The sequence below is a fragment of the Microvirga arvi genome (genome assembly GCF_016892765.1).
Taxonomy (GTDB): domain Bacteria; phylum Pseudomonadota; class Alphaproteobacteria; order Rhizobiales; family Beijerinckiaceae; genus Microvirga; species Microvirga arvi.
This window is the reverse complement of sequence record NZ_JAFEMD010000048.1, coordinates 1-20565: the sequence shown is the minus strand read 5'-3', so window position 1 is coordinate 20565 and position 20565 is coordinate 1. Positions and strand designations below refer to the sequence as shown.

Below are 20565 nucleotides of genomic sequence, written 5' to 3'. Positions count from 1 at the left end.
GCCAAGAACCCGGAGGAGGATCGGATGGATTCCATGTGGTGGCTGATCCTCATCGCGCTTGGCATGGGGCTGGCCGGCTTGGCCGCCTTCCTGTGGTCCCTCCGCAACGGGCAGTACGACGATCTCGACGGAGCGGCGGAACGGGTCCTGCTCGAAGAGGATCCGGATGATCAAGGTCAGGCCCGTCAGGACAGGTGATGGACCATGCCTCTCCGGGCCACATTCGGTGCCACACCGATGTGGAAGTGAGTGACGAGACCGGAACTATTTGCAACTATATTGCTTAGGGAGGTTCAGCCCTGGGACATGGCGTGCAGCCTCTGTCAGACGAGGTCGCGGATCACGGCCAACAGCGTCATGCCGAGTGCCGCGAGACTCGGCACCAGCACGGCGGCCCCTGAAGCCAAGGCGAGTATCGCCACCCAGTCGAACGGCTTGTCAACGAAGCGAGGCACGATCCGCTCATCCTTTCCCAATGACAGCCCAACGGATTCCAAACCGGTTCCGTTCCAGCGGCGACCTCAAGCGGTTCGGTGCCTCCGGACAAAAGAGCTCAGAAGCCAGGAGTGTGACCACGGTCGCTGGCCGGTCGGCTGGGACGCCAGCATTGATGAATCGGAAAGGACGCCTGCGCCATGCGGCCCCGGTGCGGCCCGGCCCAGCGCGGAGACCCGGTTCTGGACCACCGGCCCCACACGGGACAACTAAGATCGGAACGAAACCTCCGTTCCGGTTTGGCTGTTCCACCGTTCCAAAGCACCATTTCCAAGAGGGGATTGCCTTGGTGCTCTACTATTTTGACATCCGGAAAGGGACCGACCTCATACGGGATGACAAAGGTTCGGAGTTCGCCAGCCAGGAAGCCGCGGCGCGGGGAACTGCCCGCTCAGCGGCCGAGATTGGGGCCGGCCAGCTGGCGAAGAGCGATTTCAGTGACGTCGTCGAGGTCAGGGATGAGCGGAACCAGCGGCTCTGCACCGTGACGGCATCGATGAAGGACGATTGGCATACCCCCCTGGCCCCAGCCTCATTCCTGGAGCGCGTGAGCACGGATCCAGCCAACCGGACCTGGCGTCAGGCCGCCGCGAGGATCTCGTCGGCTGGCCCGAAGAACTCATAGTGGATGCGGTTCGACCGGACCCCGGCCAAGGCGAGCCCGCCGACGAAAGCTCTCAGGAACGGTCGTGGGCCGCACAGGTAGTAGCCCGCCTCCTCCAGTGGCGTGTTGGCCCTGAGCCACTCGATGCTGATCAATCCTTGCTGATCATAGTCCTCGCCCTGACGGTCCTCCGGCCGCGGCTCGACATAGAAGGTGGCGGCCTTGATGTTCGGGTAGGCCGCGGCCAAGGACCTGACCCGGTCCCTCATCGCATGGGTGGAGCCGTTCAGCGTCCCATGCACGTAATGGACGGCCTTGTTGGGATAGCGGGCCGCGATGGTCTCCAGCATGCTCATCATCGGCGTCAGCCCAACCCCGCCGCTCAGCAGCACAACCGGCCGCGGCGACTCCTCGTTGAGGAAGAACTCGCCCGCAGGCGGGGCCACCTTGAGCACGGTCCCGACCTCGGTCTGGTCATGCAGCCAGGACGACGCGACCCCCTGCGGCTCGCGCTTCACCGAGATGCGGTAGGTTTCACCGTTCGGCGCGCTGGAGATGCTGTAGTTGCGCTTGAGAGGATGCTGGCCCGGCGCCTCGATCCAGAGGGTCAGGTATTGGCCGGGCCGGTGAAACAGGACAGGCTGACCGTCCTCGGGCCGGAGCACGAACGAGGTAATGATCTCGCTCTCGCGCTGCTTGCTCTCGATCCGGAAATTGCGCCAGCCGTTCCAGCCGCCGGGCGCCGACGCCAGGCTGGTGTAGATGGCCTTCTCGCGCCCGATCAGCACATGGGCCAGGAACCAGTACGCCTCGCCCCAGGCGGCCAGGATCTCATCCGTGGCGGCATCGCCGAGCACGTCCTTGATCGCCCCGAGCAGCGCCTCGGCCACGTGCGGATAGTGCTCGGGCAGGATGTTCAAGCCCACATGCTTCTGCGCGATGCGTTCGACGACCGGCGCCAGGGCACCGAGATTGTCGATATTCTGGGCATACGCGAGGATGGCGGAGGCCAGCGCCTTGGGTTGGGAGCCGGTTTCGCCGTGATGCGACTGGTTGAAGAGGTCGCGGATCTCCTCGTTCTGGAACATGCGTTCGTACATGCGCTTCGTGACCGCCAGCCCATGCTCCTGCAAGGCCGGCACCGTCGCCTTTACGAGATGAATGGTGGTGTCGCTCAGTGTGTCCGTCATGGGATGACCTCCTGGGATGCAGCATCAGGGGAATGGGTGCCGACGGACCGCTCCGGCATGCATGAGGCCGGCCGTCGGACCCCAGGGGTTACGCCGCCCGGGCCGGTGCCGAAACTAAGGGATTGCCCTGATCACCGCTGGTCGCAGGCCGGACGGTACCCCGGTCACTGACGCCGCGCGGCCGGAGCCGGGATCGCGGCGCTGCGGGCCGCCCCTTCGACGGCCACCAGAACATCCAGCGCCCGCCAAGGCTTGGGCATGAAGCGCGCCGTCTTGGGCAATCCGTCCTTCGGCAACCGCACCCGCCCGGAGGTGACGAGCACGCGGATGTGCGGCCAGCGCGCCGCGCAGGCGAGCGTGAGGTCGACGCCATCCGCCCGGCCCGGCAGCGTGACGTCGGTGAAGACCATCACCACTTCGTCGGCATGATCCTGCAGGAAGGCCAATGCCGCATCGGCGGTCTCCACCTCGACGACGTCCAGGTCGGTCTCCTCGATCACCGTCGCGGCCAAATGGCGGAGCTCCGGCTCATCCTCGACCACCAGCACCGTCCGCCTGATCGCTTGGCCCATCATTGACTCCTTGGTGAATTAGCTGGGAAACGCAACAAGGCAGGAACGCCGGACCGACAGCGGTCTCGAATGGATCCCACGCAACATGGGTCCCAACATCATGCGGACGCCGATGTTCCGGCCACGGGTCGAATTGCCGCCGGAGCAGCCCGGATCTGTAGCGCCAGTTGCGGCAATCCGGCACCGGCAGCCAATTTCCGACAAGGCCTATGTGTGCGGCGCCTGCGTTTGTGGGACCGACAGGGTCGCAGTCTGAGATCTTTGGGAGTTGGTGTTGCCATGATATGAGCCTGCACCTGCGCAGCGCGTGAGGTAGGAGCACAGATGGCGGAAGGCGGGGCATCACACCGACACAGCATACCGGCGGAGGCGGAGCTGCGCCTGCTAGCCGAATACTGCACCGATGTCATCGCCCGCGTCGGGGCGGACATGACCTTCAGCTATATCTCGCCGTCGGCGGAACGAATGTTTCGCCGGCCCGTCTCGGAGATTGTCGGGCAGCCTGTGCGGGAGTTCGTCTTTCCTGAGGATTTGCCGATCATCGCCGCCGCGACGGCGCGTCTGGTGGCGGGCGAGGTTGACAGCTCAACCATCACGGTTCGGGCCATTCGCGGGGATGGCACTCTGCTATGGGTTGAGGTTACCTCACGGCCCATCGGGGACTATACCCTCGGCCAGCCCGGCGACCGGGCCGTGGTGATGCGGGACGTGACCGAGCGCAAGGCGCTGGAGGATCAGCTGACCGCCATGGCGACGAAGGACGGCCTGACCGGCCTCGCCAACCGCCGCTCGTTCGATGAAGCGCTAGCCCGGGAATGGCGCCGCACCGTTCGTGAGATGGCGCAGATGTCCCTCCTCCTGCTCGACCTCGATCACTTCAAGGGCTTCAATGATGCCTATGGGCATCTGGTGGGTGACGATTGCCTCCGGGCAGTCGCGGCGGCCCTCCAAGGCCTGACGCTTGGCCCAGGAGATCTCATCGCACGCTACGGCGGAGAAGAGATCGCGATCATTCTGGTCCAGGCCGATGCGCAAGGTGCGGCTACAGTGGCGGAGCGCGCTCGTGTGGCGATTGAGGCCCTGGCTCTCCCGCATGAGGCAACGTCGGTGCCTGGAAGGGTGGTCACCGCCAGTATTGGCGCCGCCACGGCCGTTGTCCGAACTGGAGTCTCGGCAGGGATGCCGCAAGCCCTGCTCGCTGCGGCTGATCGCGCGCTCTATCAAGCCAAGGCAGGCGGACGAAACCGGGTGGAAACGGCACTGATCCTCGCGGCTCCGGACTAAGACGGATCAACCGTCAACAAGCGCACATCAGTAACATCCACCAGGGCGCTCGTATCCAGAAGGGAAACATATTCCAGGTAGCACATTCATGGAACCGAGAGAGCGCTTGGATCACGGCTCGCTCAGTGCCCGGCGGCGCTTGAGCAGATCATCGGCCAGTGAGGGGACAGCCAACAGCAGCAAGAGCAATCCCAGGGGAAGGCACGTGGCAAAGCCCCAGCTTTGGAAGCCGAACGCGCCAAACAGGCCGCCTGCGAAGAAGAAACCTAGCAACAAACTCAGCAAGCGCAGTTTTGGTCGGTCTGCGCGGACCCGGGACGTTTCCGGACAGGTCTGATCCCTGTTCCAGTAGACAAGCTTTCCCAGCTCAATGCCAACATCGGTGATTATGCCCGTCACATGGGTCGTGCGGATGCGAGCGCCGGAAATTTTGGTCACGGTGGCGTTCTGCAGCCCCATGATGAAGCAGAGCATGAGTACGGCTAATGGAGTGAACCCGGAGGCGCCGTGCGCCAAGCCACCTAGCAGCCCAAAGCCGAGCAGCAGGGCCGCCTCCAGCAGCAGGGGCCGGGCGTAGAGGTCGCGCCGATTGCCGCGGCGGCCCCAGTTGATCAGGATGGCCGAGCAGGCCGCCCCGGCGACAAAGGACATCAACGCAACCGTCCCTGCTATCACGAGGCCGAAGGCGCCGAGGACGAGATTGTCGGCGAGGGACGAAAAGATCCCGGACATATGCGAGGTGTACTGGCCCATGACAAGGAATCCGCCCGCGTTGGCCGCCCCCGCCACAAACGCGAGGACCATCCCAAGCCGGGTGTCGGCCCTCGCCGACCGCCCCGGGGCAATAATCCGCCGGGCGGAACGGGCATAATGACCGACCAGGCCGCGCTTCCGCCGAAGCCGATGCTGCCGGTTCATCGCGGACCGTTGCCACTCCGCGTGGGGCGGCGGCCTCCCAGTTTCGGCACCGCCATCTCTGCGGCCGTGTTTAACACAAGTCATCGTCCAGCGTCCGGATCTGGGATAATGAGGAGGGAGTTCAGAGTTCTTCCTCCCTCTGGATCCCTTCTCCCTCCCTGCATGCGCCGGCGAGGGAGTTTCTTTGGCCATATGTAGCGGCGGGAAGGTCGATCACGTTTGCGGCCGCCTCACGCGGTGACGCGCGGCCGGGTAAATACGTTCCAGTAGGCCAACGCGAAGCCGACGAAGGCCCCGGCCCAGGCCAGCCCCGCCACATGGAGCAGGACATCGCTCAGGGCGGGATGAACCGCGGCGCAGATCCGCGCGAGGGCGCCGACGACGAGCAGGAGATAGAGTCCCTGCATGACCGTGGACGCAACCAGCGCCCGGCCGGTGTGCCCAAGGCTCGACCGGGACATCACGGCCAGTGTCATGACGCCCATGGCGCCGCCCGACCAGGCATGGATTCCGGCTGCGCTGGACACGAGGCCCAAGGCAGCCAGCCCGGTCAGTATGAAGCCGAGCGGCACGAAGGCGTAGGCGACATGCAGGATCAGGACGAGCCGGTCGCGCCAGGTGCGCTCCCCCGCCCAACGTGCGAGGCGCGCCGCCTGGAGCACGCCGGCCGCGATCAGAGCGGCCCCGGTCACGCTCCAATCGGGCGCGGCGATCCATGCCGCAAGTGCCACCCCGGCGGCGATCATAGTGACCATGTCGAAGCGGCCGAACGGCGCCGGTAGGCGGCCGGGGTTCTCGCGCACGAGCCAGTTGCGGGTGAAGCTCGGGATGATGCGCCCGCCGACCAGCATGATCAGCATCATGGTGGCGGCAATCCCGAAGCGGATGCCGCAGTCGGCGGCACCCAGGACATGCGCCTCGACATGGAAGAGGATATTGCCGGCAAGAAGGAGTCCGAGGGCGATGAGGACCTTAAGGTTGCGCCAGTTTCTGCCCTTGACGATCTCCCGGCCCATGGCCCCTGCGACAAGCAGCAGGAACGCGTTGTCGATCACGGCCGCGGCCTCCCAGCCGATCCAGGCCGAGGTTGTGACGGCGAGGCGGCCCGCGGCCCAGACGAGCACGAGGACCAGCAGCGGCCGGCCCTGCAGCGGCATGCGTCCGGTCCAGTTCGGAACCGCCGTGAGCAGGAAGCCGGTGATCACGGCCGGAAGGTAGCCGTAGAGCATCTCATGGATGTGCCAATCGCGCGGAGCGAACGCTGTCGACAGCTCCAACATACCGTAGAACATCGGCAGCCAAGCGAGGATGGCGAGACCGGCATAGAGCGAGCCGAAGAGGAAGAACGGACGGAAGCCGTAGGAGAGGAGCGCGGGTCCCTTGTAGTCCCGCAGGCGGGGAATGGGAGCCATCACAGGCCTCCTATGGGTTCATACCATCCAAGCCAACCCCGAGGGTTGTGCGCAGAGTCAGGTCGCCGATCGCCCGGCCGCTGCAAGAGGTTGGCACCGCCACGGCAGGTTCACCGTGGCGGTGCAAGGATAGAAGCAGACTGTTACTTGGCGGCCGTCTTAGTCGCCGCGAGCTTGTCGAACAGGTTGGCGAACGCCTGCTTGGCCTTACCGGGGTGCGTGGCGGCCTTGGCCTGATCCGCATTCGTCGGCTCACCGACCACGATCATGCCGACCATGCCCATGCCGTAGTGCGGCTTGCACTTGTAGCCGTACACGCCCGGCTTATCGAAGGTGATCGCCACTTCCTCGTTGATCTTGCCGACGAACTTCTGCCCGCCTTCCGGCACCATAGCGTCAACGGTCTCGACGTTGTGGCCCTTGTCCGAGGCGACGAACTTGACGGTGTCACCCGGGTTGATCTTCACCAGCGCCGGCTCGAACACCATGACGCCTTCCGTGCCCTTGTTGAGCATCTTCACCTCGACCTCGGCCGCGTTAGCGGCACCTGCGAAGCCAAGAGCTGCCACGAGGGCGCCGAGCACAATAACCTTCCGCATGATTGTCTCCTGTTGCAAAGCGAAACATGTGAGCTCCTCTCTGAAGCTCTTGGGGAGTTGATACGCCCGGCGGGCTCGTCTGTGTTTGATCTTGCGCAAAGAGGCGGCACATTTGCTAAAAAGGCAGGGCAAGACGGAGCCGCTGTTTGCGCCAAGGCAAATACTGTGGGATCACACGTCGTGGAGAGCTGCCGGTTGGCGAAACCATCTCGCCTTGCGAACAGAATATGACGTCCGGCTGTTATCCCGGCGCGGATCCGGACCGGCGGGCAGTGCGCGCGGCTCATTTCAGGTAAAGGCAGACGCATGGCTGGTGTTGATCGATCCCTTGTGGCGGGTGTCCCCGTCTTCGCCGGGCTTGCGCCGGAGCAGATCGATCTGCTGCTGCAGGAGGCGCAATCGGTCCGCTATCCCAAGGGAACGAACGTGTTCCAGCAGGACGAGGAGGCGCATTCCTTCTTCATCCTGTTGCACGGGCATCTCAGGGTGTTCAAGCTCACCCCCGACGGGCAGCAGGTCGTGGTCCGCTTCGTCTCACCCGGCGAGGTGTTCGGCGTCGCCATGGCCATCGGGCGCACGACCTACCCGGCGACGGCCCAGGCCGTCGTCGACAGCATCGCCCTGGTCTGGCCCTCCGCCGCCTGGCCCCGCCTTGTGGCGACCCACCCTGGGCTGGCGGTCAACACGCTCCAGACCGTGGGCAGCCGGCTCCAGGATGCCCATACCAGGGTGGTCGAGATGTCGACCGAACAGGTCGAGCGCCGCGTCGCCCATGCCCTGCTTCGCCTCGCGGAACGAGCCGGCCGTAAGGTCGAGGCCGGCGTGGAGATCGACTTCCCGATCACGCGTCAGGACGTTGCTGAGATGACGGGCACCACACTGCATACGGTCAGCCGCATCCTGACAGCCTGGGAGGCTCAGGGGCTGGTCGAGGGCGGACGGCAGCGGATCATGATCCGCGACCCGCACAAGCTGTTCCTGCTCGCCGAGGGCTCGCCCAGCTAGGACAGAGGGTCGTTAGGCCGAGCGCGAGGGCGACCGGTCCGGCCGTGCGCCGGATCCAGGCCTCGGGAGATTCGCGGCCATGTTTGCGCCGGGTCAAAGAGCGCCCTGCCCCACCGGCGTATGTGTGACCTGTCCCAAGGAGCAAGCAATGGCCCGACATCTCGATCCCGACATTCTCAATTGCCTTCAGGACGTGATGGATCCCGAGATCGGCCTCAGCGTGGTCGACCTCGGCCTTGTCTACCAGGCGGGCCAGGACGACCATGGCATCGACGTGGCGCTCACCTTGACGACCCGGGCTTGCCCGCTCGGCGAGATGATTGTGGAGGATGCCCGCGCGCGCCTGGTGCGCCGGTTTCCGGATGCGCCGGGCATTGCCATCAACCTCGTGTGGAGTCCGCTCTGGACGCCGACCGCATCACTCCCCGGGGCCAGGAACTGTTAGGCCACACCCCGCGGAGAGCCGCATGATGGCTCTGCTCCGGCCTGAAGCCCGACCGATCACATACCGAGGCCGTCGGTGCATCGTCGCGACCGTGGTCTGGCCCCTTAGATGCGGGCTTCAGGAGAGCTTCTTGAATGTCTGATACCTCCCCAACGGCCACCCTGCCCTTGGTGGGGGCCAAGCCCCGCCTGGAACTGCGGCTTGCGTTTCTGGCCCTCGGGGCCCTCGCTTTGATCGCGGGCTTGTACGGGGCGCTGGCGCGGTTGGGGTGGACGTTGCCCCTGGGCGCCTCCCTCGCCGCCCTGCACGGCCCGCTGATGATCTCCGGTCTGTTCGGCACGTTGATCAGCCTGGAGCGCGCCGTGGCGCTGGGCCGCGGCTGGAGCTATGCCGCACCAGCGCTCTCCGCGCTCGGCACGCTCCTCCTGCTCGCCGGCGTGCCGGAGGCCTTCGGCGCCGGCGCCTACGCGGCCGCCGCGGCGGTGCTGGCCGGCGCCTCACTGCTGATCACCCTGCAGCAGCCGGCGGTGTTCACCGATGCCCTTTTGTTCGGTGCCTTCGCCTGGCTCGCCGGGAATGTCCTCTGGCTGATGGGTCAGGCCGTGCCAGACCTAGTGGGCTGGTGGCTCGCCTTCTTGGTGTTGACTATTGCCGGCGAGCGTCTGGAACTCAGCCGCCTGATGCCGCAACGGCGCGGGAGCGAGGCCCTGTTCCTGTTCGCTATCGGCCTGCTCGCCGTGGGTGCGCAGAACGGAGTTATGACCGGGAACGGGGCTATCCTTTTCGGCCTGGCCCTGCTCGTCACCACCTTGTGGCTTCTGCGCCATGACATTGCCCTGCTGAATGTCCGCAGGACGGGGCAGACCCGCTTCATGGCCGCCTGCATGCTGGCAGGTTATGCGTGGTTGGGCTTGGCAGGCCTCGTGCTGATCGTGTTCCCTCCGGGCGAAAGCAGCTTCGGCTATGACCTCGCTCTGCATGCTGTTCTGATCGGGTTTGTGCTCTCGATGGTGTTCGGGCACGCACTCATCATCCTGCCCGCCGTTGCCCGCCTCAGGCTTTGCTACGGACCCATTCTCTACCTGCCGCTGGCGCTGCTGCACCTGTCCGTTGCCCTACGGGCCGGTGCCGGGCTCGCTGGATGGGACGCCGGACGGATGGCCAGCGGCGCCCTCACGCTCCTGGCCCTCGCCGGCTTCGTTGCCAGCCTGATCAAATCCTCGCGGAACGGCCGCGAGGCTCCTCCGACGGGTGGGTCCTGCCAAGGCGGATCCCGTCCGCATTGATCCGCCTAAGCACAGGTCTAGGTAGCCCGACATGACATGGATGGAGCACAGCGCAGAGTGGAGGCGACAGGCGACGGCGCTTGTCTCCGCCCTTGTGCTGGTTCTCCATATTGTCGCCATGGCCGTTGGGGCTATAGGCCTGCCGGCCTCCGACGGAGCCGCCCAGGTCCATGGCCACCATACGGCTGCCGCCGAGCATGATGCGGGCAGCCCCACCGAGGATCTTGGCCACAAGCCGCCGTGCTGCATCCTGAGCGTCTGCCCCGGATTGCCCGGCCTTCCCGATGACCATGCCCTGACGTGCCTGCCCGCGCCGGAGGCGCGCATGCTGATCTTCCAGGTCGGCCTTGAGTTCGCGGCGCAGCCAAGTCCCCTTCTTCCTCCTGTCGGAGCGCGGGCGCCGCCCGTCCGGACCTGAGCCCCAATTAGCTGACATTGCTCAATCCGACAGGATACACTCATGATTTCGATCTTGCTCCGCGGGGCGTTCGCCGCCTCCGCTCTCCTCGCGCTTGCCGGCCCCGTGCTGGCCCACACCACCCTCGAGACGCAGCAGGCCCCCGTCGCCTCCACCTACAAGGCGGTGCTGCGCGTCGGCCACGGCTGCGAGGGCGCTCCGACCCTGAAGCTGCGCGTCCGCATCCCCGAGGGCGTCATCAACGTCAAGCCGATGCCCAAGCCGGGCTGGGAGATGCAGACCGTCAAGGCGCCCTACGAGAGAGCGTTCGACTACCACGGCACCCCCACGACCGAGGGCGTGCGGGAGATTGTCTGGACGGGCAAGCTGCTCGACGAGCACTACGACGAGTTCGTCTTCCGCGCCTACCTGACCGACAGCCTCAAGCCGGACACCATGCTCTACATTCCCGTGGTTCAGGAATGCGGGGGCGGCAAGGCCGACCGCTGGATCGAGATCCCGGCTGAGGGCAAGAGCGCCGACGACTACCAGTATCCGGCACCGGGGCTGAAGCTCCTGCCGGCCAAGGCCACCCACTGACGAGGGAGCCGGGAGCCGTCTCTGCGGCAGCTCCCGGTGCCGCCATGAAGCGCGCGATCCTCCTCATGTTCTGGTTGACGCTCGCGATCCTGGGCGGGATGGGACACGCCCTCGCGCATGCGGCGCTCGTCGAGTCCCATCCCGCGGACGGCGCCTCCGTGGAGGAGGCGCCGGCTACCGTCCGCCTGCACTTCAACGAGCCCGTCTCGCCTTTGGTCGTCAGCCTGACCGATGCCCGCGGCCAGGTGCATCGCGGTCTGCACGCTACCGCCCGCAACGAGGTGCTGGAGGTAGCCATCCCCGGGGATCTTCCCCGGGGCAGCCATGTCCTGAGTTACCGCGTCGCGTCGGGCGACGGTCATCCGGTCGGCGGGTCCATCGTGTTCTCGGTCGGTGCCGCGACGGGATCCGGCCCCGCGGCAGGCCTGGAGGGAAACGAGGCCGTCCGCCGCGGTCTCTGGCTGGCGCGCGTTGCGCTGTACCTGGGACTGTTCGCGGGCGCCGGAGGCGCGTTCTTCCAGGCCTGGCTCACGCCGGGCCTCAAGGCAGGCCGGACCAGACGTGTCCTGACCGGCTTCGTCGTCCTCGGTATCCTCGCGGCCACGATCTCCCTGGGCCTCCAGGGCGTCGACGCCCTGGGAGAGACACCCGCTTCCCTCGGCACCGTCGCCGCGTGGGCTGCCGGATGGCGGACCTCGTTCGGACCGACGTCCGCGATCGGGGCAGTCGCCCTCGTGCTCGCCGGAATGGGACTGCGTGGGCAGATGGGATGGCGGCGGGTTTGCACCATTACTGCCATGGCCGGAGTCGGACTGTCCCTGGCATGGAGCGGCCATGCCAGCGCTGCCGCGCCGCAATGGCTCACGCGCCCGGCCGTGTTCCTCCACGCGGTGGGGGTCGCCTACTGGGTCGGGGCGTTGATTCCCCTCCTCTTCGCCATCCGGCAAGCTCCCGCGCAGGCGCTTCCGGTCGTTCGCCGGTTCTCCACAGGCGCCCTCATGGCGGTCGCGATGCTGACGCTGGCCGGACTCGTACTCGCGGCGATCCAGGTCGAGGCGCCCGCGAACCTGACGGGCACGGATTACGGGCGCGTCCTCATCGCCAAGACGATCCTCGTCGTCACGCTGCTTGGCCTGGCCGCCCTGAACCGCATGCGGCTGACGCCCGCATTGGCGTCCCCGGGTGGCACCGACGGCAGGTGGCTGGTCCGGTCGGTTGCGGTCGAGATCGTCCTGTCCGTCGCCATCCTGGCACTGGTGGGGCTGTGGCGGTTCACCCCGCCGCCGCGGGCGCTGGCAGCGTCTGCCGAGGCTACCGCGTCCGCGAGCGTCCACCTGCATTCGCCACGGATCATGGCGCAGGTTACCCTCTCGCCCGGACGGGCGGGAGTGACGCGGGCGAGGATCGTCATCGCCTCGGGACGCGCCGAGCCAACCAGCCCGAAGGAGGTGATCCTCGTCCTGGCCAGGCCCGAGGCCGGGATCGAGGCCATCGCGCGTCCGGCACGGCGGGACGGCCGGCAGGGATGGCTCGTGGAGGGCCTCGTCCTGCCGCAGGCCGGTGCTTGGCAGGTCAGGGTCGACATCCTCGTCGACGACTTCGAGAAATCCAGCCTCGAAGGGAGCATCAGCATAAGGCCTTGACGCCCATCGAGGCCAAGCCTCGACATCTTGGTCAGCCTGTCCTGGGCCGCGCCGAGCTTGGCTGGCGACATTTTCCAGGTCGAGAACCATCAGAGTGCGAGGCGGTCTTCACGTACTCCAGACCGCAGAAGTCGGCCCGGCCGACGGGGGCCACCGGACCAGACGATGAGGAGCGGCCACATTCCCGGCCTGGGTCGGTTCCCGGTACAGGTCACACGGAGAAGCCGTCCCGGAACGGATGGAACATGACTTCATCACCGTCGGCGACTGGGGCATGAAGCAGCTCGATGCTCACGAGTCCATCCGCTGCGACGAGAGGCTTGAGGCGGGCCGAGCCGCCGCGGCCGAGGATCTCGACCGCCGAGCCGCCGTTGACCTGGACGATGCGGGCAGGCGCGAACTCAGTCCGACCCGGCCGTCGGTTGAAGGCGTGCATCAGCGGAAGGCGCATGCCGGAGAGAGGACGTGCCCGGCGTCCGTCCAAGGCGGCCAATACGGCACCACCGAGGAGCAGCCATGACACGAGCGCAGCCACCGGGTTTCCTGGAAGACCAAGGTAGGCCGTCGACTCGATGGACCCGACCACGGCGGGCTTGCCGGGCTTGAGCGCGACCTTGAGGGTTTGGCCTCTTCCCCTTGCTCCGACGAGCGCAACCATGGAATGGTCCTCGTCGCCGACCGAGACACCGCCCGTCGTGACGATCAGGTCGCAGCGGTGGGAAAGCTCGGAGAGGGCGCCGGCAATCAGGTGCGGGTCATCCCGCACGAGTCCCCCGTCCACGACATCGGCGCCTGACTGACGGGCAAGAGCGAGTATCATGGGGCGGTTAGAATCGAAGAACGACGCCTCAGTCAGGCGCTCCCCTTGGGTGCGCAACTCGGTGCCCGTCGAGATAACGCCGATCCGCACCTTGCGCCGTACGCACGTTCGCTCAAAGCCTTGCGCGGCGAGCAGCGCGACATGACGCGCATCGATGCGATCGCCCGGCTGGAGCAGCACCTCCCCGGCCTGGACGTCCTCGCCGCACCGCCGGATATTGTCCCCCGGCCGAACCATGCGGGTCAGGACGATCCCGCCGCCGTTCCAGGCGACGTGCTCCTGCATCACCACGGCATCAGCGCCATCAGGGATCCTCGCGCCCGTGAGAATGCGCAAGGCCCTTCCATGCGGCAGGGGCAGTGCCTCGTCGCCTGCCGCCATGCGCCCGGCGACGGCCAGGGCAGTGCCTGATGCCAATCCTTCGCCTGCCGTCAGGGCGTAGCCGTCCATAGCCGATTGATCGAATGGCGGCAGCGGGAGAACCGACGTCACCGGCATCGCCAAGGTCCGGCCGAGGGCTTCTCCGAGGGAGACCTCCTCATGCTCCTTGATGACCGAGGCATAGGCCGCTGCCCGGGCGCAGGCCTGCTCGATCGAGATCAGACCGTCAGGGGAGTCGCAGGAAAAGGCTTCCTCGGGTTTCGTCACGATCCCGCTCAAGGCCTGACCGCCTCGTACATCTTCTGCGCGCCTTCCTGTTGCCGCTGCAACTCCGGGAGAACCTGCTCGGCGAAGGTCTTGATCTCCGTGGAGGGGCTACGAGAGGCCGCCTGATAGATCCCGATCTCCTGCCCGAGCGCCTGGACCTGGATCTCCGCGTAGCGTCGGCTCAGCGCGAGATAATCGAGCGGCTCCAGGTTCTCGATGACGACCTGGTGCTCGAACTCCTTTACGGACGGGAGCGGCAGGCTGCGTTCCCTGGCGAAGGCCTCGATCCTTTGCAGGAGTCCGAGGCGGAACTCGGTAGCCGAGGCCGCGAAGCTCCTGACCTCCGGTCTTGTCTCGCGGCTGGCAGCCAACTTGGCGGCCTGACTTTGGAGGGTGGCGGAGCTGTACGCGAGGCGCAGGAACTCCTCCGGCTGGATGGAGCGGGTCTGGGCAGGAGCACTGGATGTTCCCTGCCCTTGCGCCCAAGCTGCAGGAGCCGCGCCGTAAAGCGCGACTCCAACAATCAGGGCGATGATGAGTGACCTCTGGACTATCATGAGCTTATTGCCATCCCGGGACACCCGACATGTCGGGCAGTTTGTGGGCGATGCCCTTGTGGCAGTCGATGCAGGTCTTCTGTCCGGTGAACAGGAACTGCTCGTGCGCCGATGCCGCGCGCGGGTTCTGCTTCACGAGGTCCATGGATTCCGAGCTGTGGCAGTTGCGGCATTCCAGCGAGTCGTTCGCCTTCATGCGCTCCCATTCGCGCTCGGCTAGGTGCTTGCGCATGGCCAGGAACTTGTCGCGCGTGTCGATGGAGCCGAAGATGTGGCCCCAGACCTCCTTCGAGGCCTGCATCTTGCGGGCGATCTTGTTGGTCCACTCGTGCGGCACGTGACAGTCGGGGCAACCGGCCCTCACGCCGGACCGGTTCGTGAAATGGATCGTGCCCTTGAGTTCCTCGAAGACATTCGCCTCCATCTCATGGCAGCCGACGCAGAACTTCTCCGTGTTGGTGTACTCGAGCGCGGTGTTGAACCCGCCCCAGAAGATGACGCCGGCCACGAAGCCACCGAGCGTGAGAAAGCCAAGACTGAGATAGGCCGGCGGGCTCAGGGCCGTCCTGACCCAATGGTTCCCCCGGAACCAGCCCCAGGCCCGGGTGATCCCCGCCGCCATCAATGCCTCCCCCGCGCCGGCTGCCGTTCAGGCTCGGTGATGGCATCCATGTCCGTGAACACGTTGTCCACGAGCGGCTTTGCGTTGGTCTGCGGCACGTGGCATGCCACGCAGACATAGCGCCGCGGTGCGAGTCCTCCGAGGGTATTGCCGGCCCGGTCCTGGTAATGCGTGACGCTAATCATCGGAGCCTGGCTCTGCTCGGTGAACTTGCGGGCATGGCACGACATGCATTTATTGGCATTCAGATCGACGGCATACCCCTCGATCGAATGGGGGATTACCGGGGGCTGGTCTGGATAGTTGCGGCCCACGCGCACGTCATCGGTTATCTGCCGCTGCATGGGCGGAGCCGGAACTTCCCTCGTGAACGGGTCGGGTCCGCGCAGGCGCGGCGCGTCCTGTGCGAGGATCGCCCCCGCCGCCAGGCAGGGCACGACACTGACCAAGAAGAGGAAGACCCCACGCCTCATTGCTGACCTCCCGCATCGGCAGCCGATACCGCCACCACTTTGACCGCGCATTTCTTGAAGTCGGTCTGCTTGGAAATCGGATCGGTGGCGTCCAATGTGACCTTGTTGATGAGCTGGCTCGCGTCGAAAAACGGGACGAAGATCAGTCCTGGGGGCACCTTGTTGCGCCCGCGCGTCTCGATGCGGCTGCGGATCTCGCCGCGCCGTGACACGACCTTGACCTCCTGCCCTCGCCGCAGGTTGCGCTTGGCAGCATCGTCCGGATGCATGAACACGACGGCGCCCGAGAAAGCCTTGTAGAGCTCGGGCACGCGCAGGGTCATGGAACCCGAATGCCAGTGCTCCAGCACGCGGCCTGTCACGAGCCACATGTCGTACTCTGCATCCGGGGACTCGGCCGGAGGCTCGTAGGGAGCCCCCATGATGTTGGCCTTCTTGTCGGGGTTGCCGTAGAACTGCACCCCGCTGCCCTTCTCGACATAGGGATCAAGCCCTTCGCGGTAACGCCAGAGCGTCTCCTTGCCGTCGACGACGGGCCAGCGCAGCCCCCTGACCTGATGGTAGGTGTCGAACGGGGCAAGGTCGTGCCCGTGGCCGCGGCCGAACGCGGCGTACTCCTCGAACAGGCCTTTCTGAACGTAGAAGCCGAAGGCCTTCGACTCGCGGTTCTCGTAGGCAGGATCGACCTCGGACACGGGGAACTTGTTCACCTCGCCATTGGCGAAGAGCACGTCGAACAGGCTCTTGCCCTTGTGATCGGGGCTGGCATCGAGGATCTCCTTGGGCCAGACCTCGTCGGTGGTGAAGCGCTTCGAGAACTCCATCAACTGCCACAGGTCGGACCGGGCATCGCCGGGGGCATTGACGAGCTGGTGCCAGAAATGGGTGCGGCGTTCCGCGTTGCCGTAGGCGCCCTCCTTCTCCACCCACATGGCGGCCGGCAGGATCAGGTCCGCCGCCATGGCGGTCACCGTGGGATAGGGATCCGAGACCACCACGAAGTTCGCCGGATTGCGGTACCCCGGATAGGTCTCGTTGTTGGTGTTCGGCGCCGTCTGGAGATTGTTGTTGCACATGATCCAGTAGGCGTTGAGCTTGCCGTCCTTCAGCATCCGGTCCTGCTGCACGGCATGGTAGCCGACCTTCCCCGGGAGAAGGCCGTGCGGAAGCTTCCAGATCTCCTCCGCATGCTTGCGGTGCTCGGGGTTCGCCACCTGCATATCGGCCGGCAGGCGATGACTGAAGGTGCCGACCTCACGCGCGGTGCCGCAGGCCGAAGGCTGCCCCGTGAGCGAGAAGGGAGAATTGCCGGGTTCCGAGATCTTCCCCGTGAGCAGGTGCAGGTTGTAGACCATGTGGTTGGCCCAGACCCCGCGGACGTGCTGGTTGAACCCCATGGTCCAGAGCGACATCACCTTGACCTTCGGATCGGCATAGACCTTGGCGAGGGCCTCGAGCCTCTCCTTCGGGACACCGGACAGTTCCGACGCCTTCTCCACCGTGTACTGGCTCATGAGCTTCGCATAGTCCTCGAAGCTCGATGGGTTCGACACCTGGGCATCGTTGGCGTGCTGGGCCCGCTGCTCCAGCACGTTGTCAGGCCGCAGCCCGTAACCGATGTCGGTGTTCGCCAGCCGGAAGTTGCAATGCCTCTCGACGAACTCGCGGTTCACCGCCCCGTTCTGGATGATGTAGTTCGCAATGTAGTTCAGGATCGCGAGGTCCGAGTTCGGCTTGAAGATCAAGGCCGTGTCGGACAAGTCCGTCGTGCGGTGCTCGTAGGTCGAGAGCGTCGCGATCCTCACGTGCGGATGGCTGAGGCGGCGATCCGTGATCCGGGTCCACAGGATCGGGTGCATCTCGGCCATGTTAGAGCCCCAGAGCACGAAGGCGTCGGCATGCTCGAAGTCGTCGTAGCAGCCCATCGGCTCGTCCATGCCGAAGGTGCGGATGAAGGTGACGGCAGCGGACGCCATGCAGTGGCGGGCGTTCGGGTCGAGGTTGTTGGTGCGGAAGCCCGCGCGCATCAGCTTGGAGGCTGCGTACCCCTCCCAGATAGTCCACTGGCCGGAGCCGAACATGCCCACGGCCTCGGGCCCCTTTTCCTTCAGCACCTTCTTCCATTGCCTGGCCATCTCGTCGAAGGCCTGGTCCCAGGAGACGGGCTGGAACTCGCCGTCCTTGGCGAATTGCCCGTTTTTCATGCGCATGAGTGGCTGGGTGAGCCGGTCGGCGCCGTACATGATCTTCGAGAGGAAGTAGCCCTTCACGCAGTTGAGGCCGCGATTGACCTCCGCCTGCATGTCGCCGTGGGTGGCAACGACGCGGCCGTCCTTCACCCCCACCATCACGCCGCATCCAGTGCCGCAGAAACGGCAGGGAGCCTTCGACCATTGAAGCTGGATGTCCTCGCCTGTCGGGATGTTCTGGGCCTCGGCAGGAATGGAAACGCCGGCGGCGGCCGCCGCAGCGGCAGCGGCCTGTGTCTTGAGGATGGTGCGGCGCGTGAGGTCCATGGGTCTACTCCCGCTCTTGAACAGATTCAAAATGATGGAAGACGAGGGTGGCCGCGAGGACACCTTGGAGGAGCTGGATGGTATTGATGCGCTCGACGACCTGGCTTTCCGTGTCCGTCTCCAAGGTGACGATCAACTTGCCGGTGTCCGCACCCCCGTGGACTTCGGCTCCCTCGATCGAGCCGATGCTCTCGATGATCGACTGGACCCGATCCGGGTGGCTGTGGACGACGAGGCTGGAGATGTGACATTCGGCGGTCATGCTGCCTCCTCGGGCTGCGCCAGGCGAATGGCGTCCGCAGGGCACGCCCGAGTGCAGTCACCGCACCCGGTGCAGGCGTTGGTCATGATCCTGGGGCGGGCGCCGCCGACAGCAAGCTCGAACCGCACGGCACCGGTCGGGCACGCATCCCGGCAACTCATGCAGGCAATGCCCCGGAAAGCGAAACAGGACTGACTTATCTCGGCCACCGGAGACGCGATGGGCTGATGCGCTTCGGCAAGCCTACCGAGCAGGAAGTCGCGCCTCTTGAGGTCCGGGGTCTCGGCCATCACCAGTTTTCCGTCAGACCGGACCGGGCGGTCCGGTGAACATGTAGTACATCCAGACGAGGAACCCCCACCCGGAGACGATGCCGACGGCGATGAAGGGCCATATCAGGACGGCAAGGACGAGGAATGTGATCGTCTCGCGCTTCTTGGTGCCCGCTTCCAGTGGTTCTGATTTCATTGTCGGCGGCTTTTGGATTGACGCTTTCGGTCGGAAACCTGGAATTCCTCTAAACTGTCAAGCTGCCTGGAAAGTTCCGGCGCCGCAACGGAAAAGTCCTTTGACGCGGATCTTGGTCCTCCCTGCGCGACATCGGGGAACAGCCCTGCCGCGCAGCGCATGGTCTGGTACGAGGCGAGGGAACCCGCGTTCCGGTCGCCGACCGGGAGTTCCGATGTACACCCTGTCCGGATCGACGCCCATCGGCCGCCCAGGCTTCAGGCGTAGGGCGACAAGGCGTCGATACGGTTCATGTCATCCTGCGCCGGGTTGCAGTTCCGGAAGGTCGTTCCTCAGCCATGCGAGGCGCGCGATGGCGCTTCCGGCCATGGCCTGTACCTGATGCAACGCCTCCTCGTCTTGCAGGGTGTCACCCGCCTCGAGATACCGCTCGGTGAGAAGCTCGGCTAGGGCCACCGGATCATCCGGGACCGCCTCCGCGGCGATGGTTCCACCCAGGGCGACGGGATACCCGTCCAGCTCGTCGGCAAGCCGCCGCGCCTCCCCGGCCAGTTGCCCGAGGTGTGAGCGCTCCGGCACCGGCGCCCCTGCGGCGACGGCCTCGAGGAGGTCGGCAAGACGCCGCTCGAGGGCCGGCTGTCCCACCTCACGCCCCCGGTTCTCCGGGTTGCCGTCCGCGTGCCTGCGTCCGGCATGGAAAGCCTGCCTGCGCTCCCGTCGCAGGGTCGCCACGTGTCCCAGCTCCTCGTGCGCCATGGTTTCCGCCGCCTGGCGGACCTCGGCGGTTTTCGCATGGGCGGCGACATAGCTCCAGAAGGCAAAGGCCCGCTCCTCGTTGCGCACCGCCATCGAGAGCGCCCGGTAGGCGCTCAGGAGCCGCGGGTGCGCCGTCGCCACGCCTTCGTCGTCGAACGTCTCGGGAGCCACCCAACGGATGCGGGCGGGATCGGGCGCCTGGCCCTTGGTCTTCTGCGACCAGTGCACGACGCTGTCGAGGTGGCCCTGCTCGTCGGCCGACAGGCGCTCGAACACCTCCGCCAGCGCCGGATCGCCCTCCTGCCGCATGCGCGCGGCGATCTCGGCATAGCGGGTTGCCGCCTCCTGCTCCATCGCGGCGGCGATGGCGAACAACTCCTCCAGAGACTTCACGGTGTCGACCGGCTCGGATTTCAGAAGCGACATTGGTTACTCTCCGCACAACGCAGGCAGTCGGCGTCAAGGGTTGACAGAGCATCTTCCCTGCGTCCAGTTTGACGCAGATCAATGCGCGCCGGAACATCCAATAGCATGATGGTTCTGGGCCTAGCGAGATCGATTTCAACGGCCCCGGAAAGATCACGATTCTCCATCGGAACAAACCCGATTGAGAGCCGTTAGCGTTTTTCTGTTCAGAAGAACAACTGCAACTCTGGACGGTCCCCTGTTGGCAAAAACGCATTCGCCTGATCCCGCCCGACATCTCGCGAATACCGATCTCAAACTTCTTTGGATTGTGGCCCTGCTCGGGATCGTGATGCTGCTCCTATGGCCGGGTTCCGGCATGGCGGCGGGGCGGGTGCAGGAGTTCCTCCCGAAAGCGCAGCCCGCCGATTTCTTCCCCGGAGCCGACCGGTTCGGTGCGCCGCAAGGCGATCCGCCGCTCGTCCCTGTCCACCAGGGCGACCGCTGACCCGCTGACCCGCCCCCATGGAGTGGTCCGGTTGGAATGTTAGTGCAGTGACGGCCTGTCCGCCAGTGCGGGCGGCGCGG

General features: G+C 65.8%; 25 protein-coding genes. 10 read left to right on the top strand and 15 right to left on the bottom strand.

Going from position 1 to position 20565, the window contains the following annotated elements:
• The first annotated feature begins 24 nt into the window (after nt 1-24).
• Complete coding sequence (gene ccoS, locus ILT44_RS22805) at nt 25-198, top strand: cbb3-type cytochrome oxidase assembly protein CcoS (RefSeq protein WP_204241909.1); 174 nt, start codon at nt 25-27, stop codon at nt 196-198.
• Nucleotides 199-323: 125 nt separating this feature from the next.
• Here ccoS and ILT44_RS31520 read toward each other — a convergent pair whose 3' ends face one another.
• Complete coding sequence (locus tag ILT44_RS31520; RefSeq protein ID WP_255549809.1) at nt 324-455, bottom strand: hypothetical protein; 132 nt, start codon at nt 453-455, stop codon at nt 324-326.
• A 329-nt stretch (nt 456-784) separates the two neighbouring features.
• On the opposite strand from ILT44_RS31520, the gene ILT44_RS22800 reads away from it, so the two are divergent.
• On the top strand, nt 785-1120 hold the full coding sequence (locus tag ILT44_RS22800) for a DUF6894 family protein (protein ID WP_204241908.1): 336 nt from the start codon (nt 785-787) through the stop codon (nt 1118-1120).
• On the opposite strand, the gene hmpA is transcribed toward ILT44_RS22800, so the two are convergent.
• Both hmpA and ILT44_RS22790 read right to left on the bottom strand, forming a co-directional pair.
• Nucleotides 1075-2289, bottom strand: a complete 1215-nt coding sequence (gene hmpA / locus ILT44_RS22795) for an NO-inducible flavohemoprotein (protein WP_204241907.1) — start codon at nt 2287-2289, stop codon at nt 1075-1077. The genes ILT44_RS22800 and hmpA overlap by 46 nt on opposite strands.
• Nucleotides 2290-2453: 164 nt before the next feature.
• Nucleotides 2454-2861, bottom strand: coding sequence for a response regulator (locus tag ILT44_RS22790; RefSeq protein WP_204241906.1), 408 nt, complete (start codon nt 2859-2861; stop codon nt 2454-2456).
• A gap of 324 nt (nt 2862-3185) precedes the next feature.
• Between ILT44_RS22790 and ILT44_RS22785 the strand changes: the two genes are divergently transcribed.
• Entirely contained in the window at nt 3186-4145 is a 960-nt protein-coding gene (locus ILT44_RS22785) for a GGDEF domain-containing protein (protein WP_204241905.1), read from the top strand.
• Between the two features lie 111 nt (nt 4146-4256).
• Here the strand turns inward: ILT44_RS22785 and ILT44_RS22780 are convergent, their stop codons facing one another.
• The 3 genes from ILT44_RS22780 to ILT44_RS22770 form a co-directional block, all read right to left on the bottom strand.
• On the bottom strand, nt 4257-5063 hold the full coding sequence (locus tag ILT44_RS22780) for a YoaK family protein (RefSeq protein ID WP_204241904.1): 807 nt from the start codon (nt 5061-5063) through the stop codon (nt 4257-4259).
• A gap of 230 nt (nt 5064-5293) precedes the next feature.
• Nucleotides 5294-6475, bottom strand: a complete 1182-nt coding sequence (locus ILT44_RS22775; RefSeq protein ID WP_204241903.1) for an NnrS family protein — start codon at nt 6473-6475, stop codon at nt 5294-5296.
• Between the two features lie 143 nt (nt 6476-6618).
• Nucleotides 6619-7074, bottom strand: coding sequence for a pseudoazurin (locus ILT44_RS22770; protein WP_204241902.1), 456 nt, complete (start codon nt 7072-7074; stop codon nt 6619-6621).
• 306 nt (nt 7075-7380) lie between these two features.
• Between ILT44_RS22770 and ILT44_RS22765 the strand changes: the two genes are divergently transcribed.
• The 6 genes from ILT44_RS22765 (at nt 7381) to ILT44_RS22740 (ending at nt 12450) form a co-directional block, all read left to right on the top strand.
• Nucleotides 7381-8079 carry a Crp/Fnr family transcriptional regulator gene (locus ILT44_RS22765; protein WP_204241901.1) on the top strand — a complete coding sequence of 233 codons (699 nt, stop codon included), beginning with the start codon at nt 7381-7383 and terminating at the stop codon, nt 8077-8079.
• Nucleotides 8080-8227: 148 nt separating this feature from the next.
• Entirely contained in the window at nt 8228-8524 is a 297-nt protein-coding gene (locus ILT44_RS22760) for a metal-sulfur cluster assembly factor (RefSeq protein ID WP_204241900.1), read from the top strand.
• Nucleotides 8525-8658: 134 nt separating this feature from the next.
• On the top strand, nt 8659-9810 hold the full coding sequence (locus ILT44_RS22755; RefSeq protein ID WP_204241899.1) for a DUF8744 domain-containing protein: 1152 nt from the start codon (nt 8659-8661) through the stop codon (nt 9808-9810).
• A gap of 31 nt (nt 9811-9841) precedes the next feature.
• Nucleotides 9842-10228 carry a hypothetical protein gene (locus ILT44_RS22750; protein ID WP_204241898.1) on the top strand — a complete coding sequence of 129 codons (387 nt, stop codon included), beginning with the start codon at nt 9842-9844 and terminating at the stop codon, nt 10226-10228.
• A 54-nt stretch (nt 10229-10282) separates the two neighbouring features.
• Entirely contained in the window at nt 10283-10807 is a 525-nt protein-coding gene (locus ILT44_RS22745) for a YcnI family copper-binding membrane protein (RefSeq protein ID WP_372441231.1), read from the top strand.
• Between the two features lie 65 nt (nt 10808-10872).
• Nucleotides 10873-12450 (top strand): copper resistance CopC/CopD family protein, encoded by a 1578-nt coding sequence (locus ILT44_RS22740; RefSeq protein WP_204241896.1) that lies wholly within the window; start codon nt 10873-10875, stop codon nt 12448-12450.
• 211 nt (nt 12451-12661) lie between these two features.
• Here ILT44_RS22740 and ILT44_RS22735 read toward each other — a convergent pair whose 3' ends face one another.
• The 9 genes from ILT44_RS22735 to ILT44_RS22695 form a co-directional block, all read right to left on the bottom strand.
• The gene (locus ILT44_RS22735) at nt 12662-13918 is read right to left on the bottom strand and encodes a molybdopterin molybdotransferase MoeA (protein WP_204241895.1); all 1257 of its coding nucleotides are present in this window, start codon (nt 13916-13918) and stop codon (nt 12662-12664) included.
• Between the two features lie 8 nt (nt 13919-13926).
• On the bottom strand, nt 13927-14475 hold the full coding sequence (locus ILT44_RS22730) for a DUF4142 domain-containing protein (RefSeq protein WP_204241894.1): 549 nt from the start codon (nt 14473-14475) through the stop codon (nt 13927-13929).
• 4 nt (nt 14476-14479) lie between these two features.
• On the bottom strand, nt 14480-15097 hold the full coding sequence (locus tag ILT44_RS22725; protein ID WP_204241893.1) for a NapC/NirT family cytochrome c: 618 nt from the start codon (nt 15095-15097) through the stop codon (nt 14480-14482).
• Nucleotides 15097-15570 carry a nitrate reductase cytochrome c-type subunit gene (locus tag ILT44_RS22720; protein ID WP_204241892.1) on the bottom strand — a complete coding sequence of 158 codons (474 nt, stop codon included), beginning with the start codon at nt 15568-15570 and terminating at the stop codon, nt 15097-15099. Before ILT44_RS22720 ends, ILT44_RS22725 begins: the two co-directional genes overlap by 1 nt.
• Entirely contained in the window at nt 15567-18086 is a 2520-nt protein-coding gene (napA, locus tag ILT44_RS22715; protein WP_204241891.1) for a periplasmic nitrate reductase subunit alpha, read from the bottom strand. The genes ILT44_RS22720 and napA overlap by 4 nt, the downstream gene beginning before the upstream one ends.
• Nucleotides 18087-18090: 4 nt before the next feature.
• Nucleotides 18091-18348, bottom strand: coding sequence for a chaperone NapD (locus ILT44_RS22710; RefSeq protein ID WP_204241890.1), 258 nt, complete (start codon nt 18346-18348; stop codon nt 18091-18093).
• Nucleotides 18345-18638 carry a 4Fe-4S binding protein gene (locus ILT44_RS22705; RefSeq protein WP_204241889.1) on the bottom strand — a complete coding sequence of 98 codons (294 nt, stop codon included), beginning with the start codon at nt 18636-18638 and terminating at the stop codon, nt 18345-18347. The genes ILT44_RS22710 and ILT44_RS22705 overlap by 4 nt, the downstream gene beginning before the upstream one ends.
• A 13-nt stretch (nt 18639-18651) precedes the next feature.
• Nucleotides 18652-18816, bottom strand: coding sequence for a periplasmic nitrate reductase, NapE protein (locus ILT44_RS22700; protein ID WP_201861226.1), 165 nt, complete (start codon nt 18814-18816; stop codon nt 18652-18654).
• 294 nt (nt 18817-19110) lie between these two features.
• A complete protein-coding gene (locus ILT44_RS22695; protein WP_204241888.1) occupies nt 19111-19998 on the bottom strand; it encodes a ferritin-like domain-containing protein in 888 nt (295 codons plus the stop codon).
• A gap of 241 nt (nt 19999-20239) precedes the next feature.
• Between ILT44_RS22695 and ILT44_RS22690 the strand changes: the two genes are divergently transcribed.
• Nucleotides 20240-20485: a hypothetical protein gene (locus ILT44_RS22690; protein WP_204241887.1), complete on the top strand. Its 246-nt coding sequence runs from the start codon at nt 20240-20242 to the stop codon at nt 20483-20485.
• Nucleotides 20486-20565: the final 80 nt, after the last annotated feature.

Excerpts from the sequence above, each read along its gene's own strand:
- ILT44_RS22755 (WP_204241899.1), top strand. The coding sequence starts at position 8,659 with ATGTCTGATACCTCCCCAACGGCCACCCTGCCCTTGGTGGGGGCCAAG.
- ILT44_RS22705 (WP_204241889.1), bottom strand. The coding sequence starts at position 18,638 with ATGGCCGAGACCCCGGACCTCAAGAGGCGCGACTTCCTGCTCGGTAGG.
- ILT44_RS22770 (WP_204241902.1), bottom strand. The coding sequence starts at position 7,074 with ATGCGGAAGGTTATTGTGCTCGGCGCCCTCGTGGCAGCTCTTGGCTTC.
- ILT44_RS22780 (WP_204241904.1), bottom strand. The coding sequence starts at position 5,063 with ATGAACCGGCAGCATCGGCTTCGGCGGAAGCGCGGCCTGGTCGGTCAT.
- ILT44_RS22695 (WP_204241888.1), bottom strand. The coding sequence starts at position 19,998 with ATGTCGCTTCTGAAATCCGAGCCGGTCGACACCGTGAAGTCTCTGGAG.
- ILT44_RS22710 (WP_204241890.1), bottom strand. The coding sequence starts at position 18,348 with ATGACCGCCGAATGTCACATCTCCAGCCTCGTCGTCCACAGCCACCCG.
- hmpA (WP_204241907.1), bottom strand. The coding sequence starts at position 2,289 with ATGACGGACACACTGAGCGACACCACCATTCATCTCGTAAAGGCGACG.
- ILT44_RS22740 (WP_204241896.1), top strand. The coding sequence starts at position 10,873 with ATGTTCTGGTTGACGCTCGCGATCCTGGGCGGGATGGGACACGCCCTC.
- ILT44_RS22700 (WP_201861226.1), bottom strand. The coding sequence starts at position 18,816 with ATGAAATCAGAACCACTGGAAGCGGGCACCAAGAAGCGCGAGACGATC.
- ccoS (WP_204241909.1), top strand. The coding sequence starts at position 25 with ATGGATTCCATGTGGTGGCTGATCCTCATCGCGCTTGGCATGGGGCTG.
- ILT44_RS22720 (WP_204241892.1), bottom strand. The coding sequence starts at position 15,570 with ATGAGGCGTGGGGTCTTCCTCTTCTTGGTCAGTGTCGTGCCCTGCCTG.
- ILT44_RS22790 (WP_204241906.1), bottom strand. The coding sequence starts at position 2,861 with ATGGGCCAAGCGATCAGGCGGACGGTGCTGGTGGTCGAGGATGAGCCG.
- ILT44_RS22760 (WP_204241900.1), top strand. The coding sequence starts at position 8,228 with ATGGCCCGACATCTCGATCCCGACATTCTCAATTGCCTTCAGGACGTG.
- ILT44_RS22775 (WP_204241903.1), bottom strand. The coding sequence starts at position 6,475 with ATGGCTCCCATTCCCCGCCTGCGGGACTACAAGGGACCCGCGCTCCTC.
- ILT44_RS22730 (WP_204241894.1), bottom strand. The coding sequence starts at position 14,475 with ATGATAGTCCAGAGGTCACTCATCATCGCCCTGATTGTTGGAGTCGCG.
- ILT44_RS22725 (WP_204241893.1), bottom strand. The coding sequence starts at position 15,097 with ATGGCGGCGGGGATCACCCGGGCCTGGGGCTGGTTCCGGGGGAACCAT.
- ILT44_RS22765 (WP_204241901.1), top strand. The coding sequence starts at position 7,381 with ATGGCTGGTGTTGATCGATCCCTTGTGGCGGGTGTCCCCGTCTTCGCC.
- napA (WP_204241891.1), bottom strand. The coding sequence starts at position 18,086 with ATGGACCTCACGCGCCGCACCATCCTCAAGACACAGGCCGCTGCCGCT.
- ILT44_RS22785 (WP_204241905.1), top strand. The coding sequence starts at position 3,186 with ATGGCGGAAGGCGGGGCATCACACCGACACAGCATACCGGCGGAGGCG.
- ILT44_RS22750 (WP_204241898.1), top strand. The coding sequence starts at position 9,842 with ATGACATGGATGGAGCACAGCGCAGAGTGGAGGCGACAGGCGACGGCG.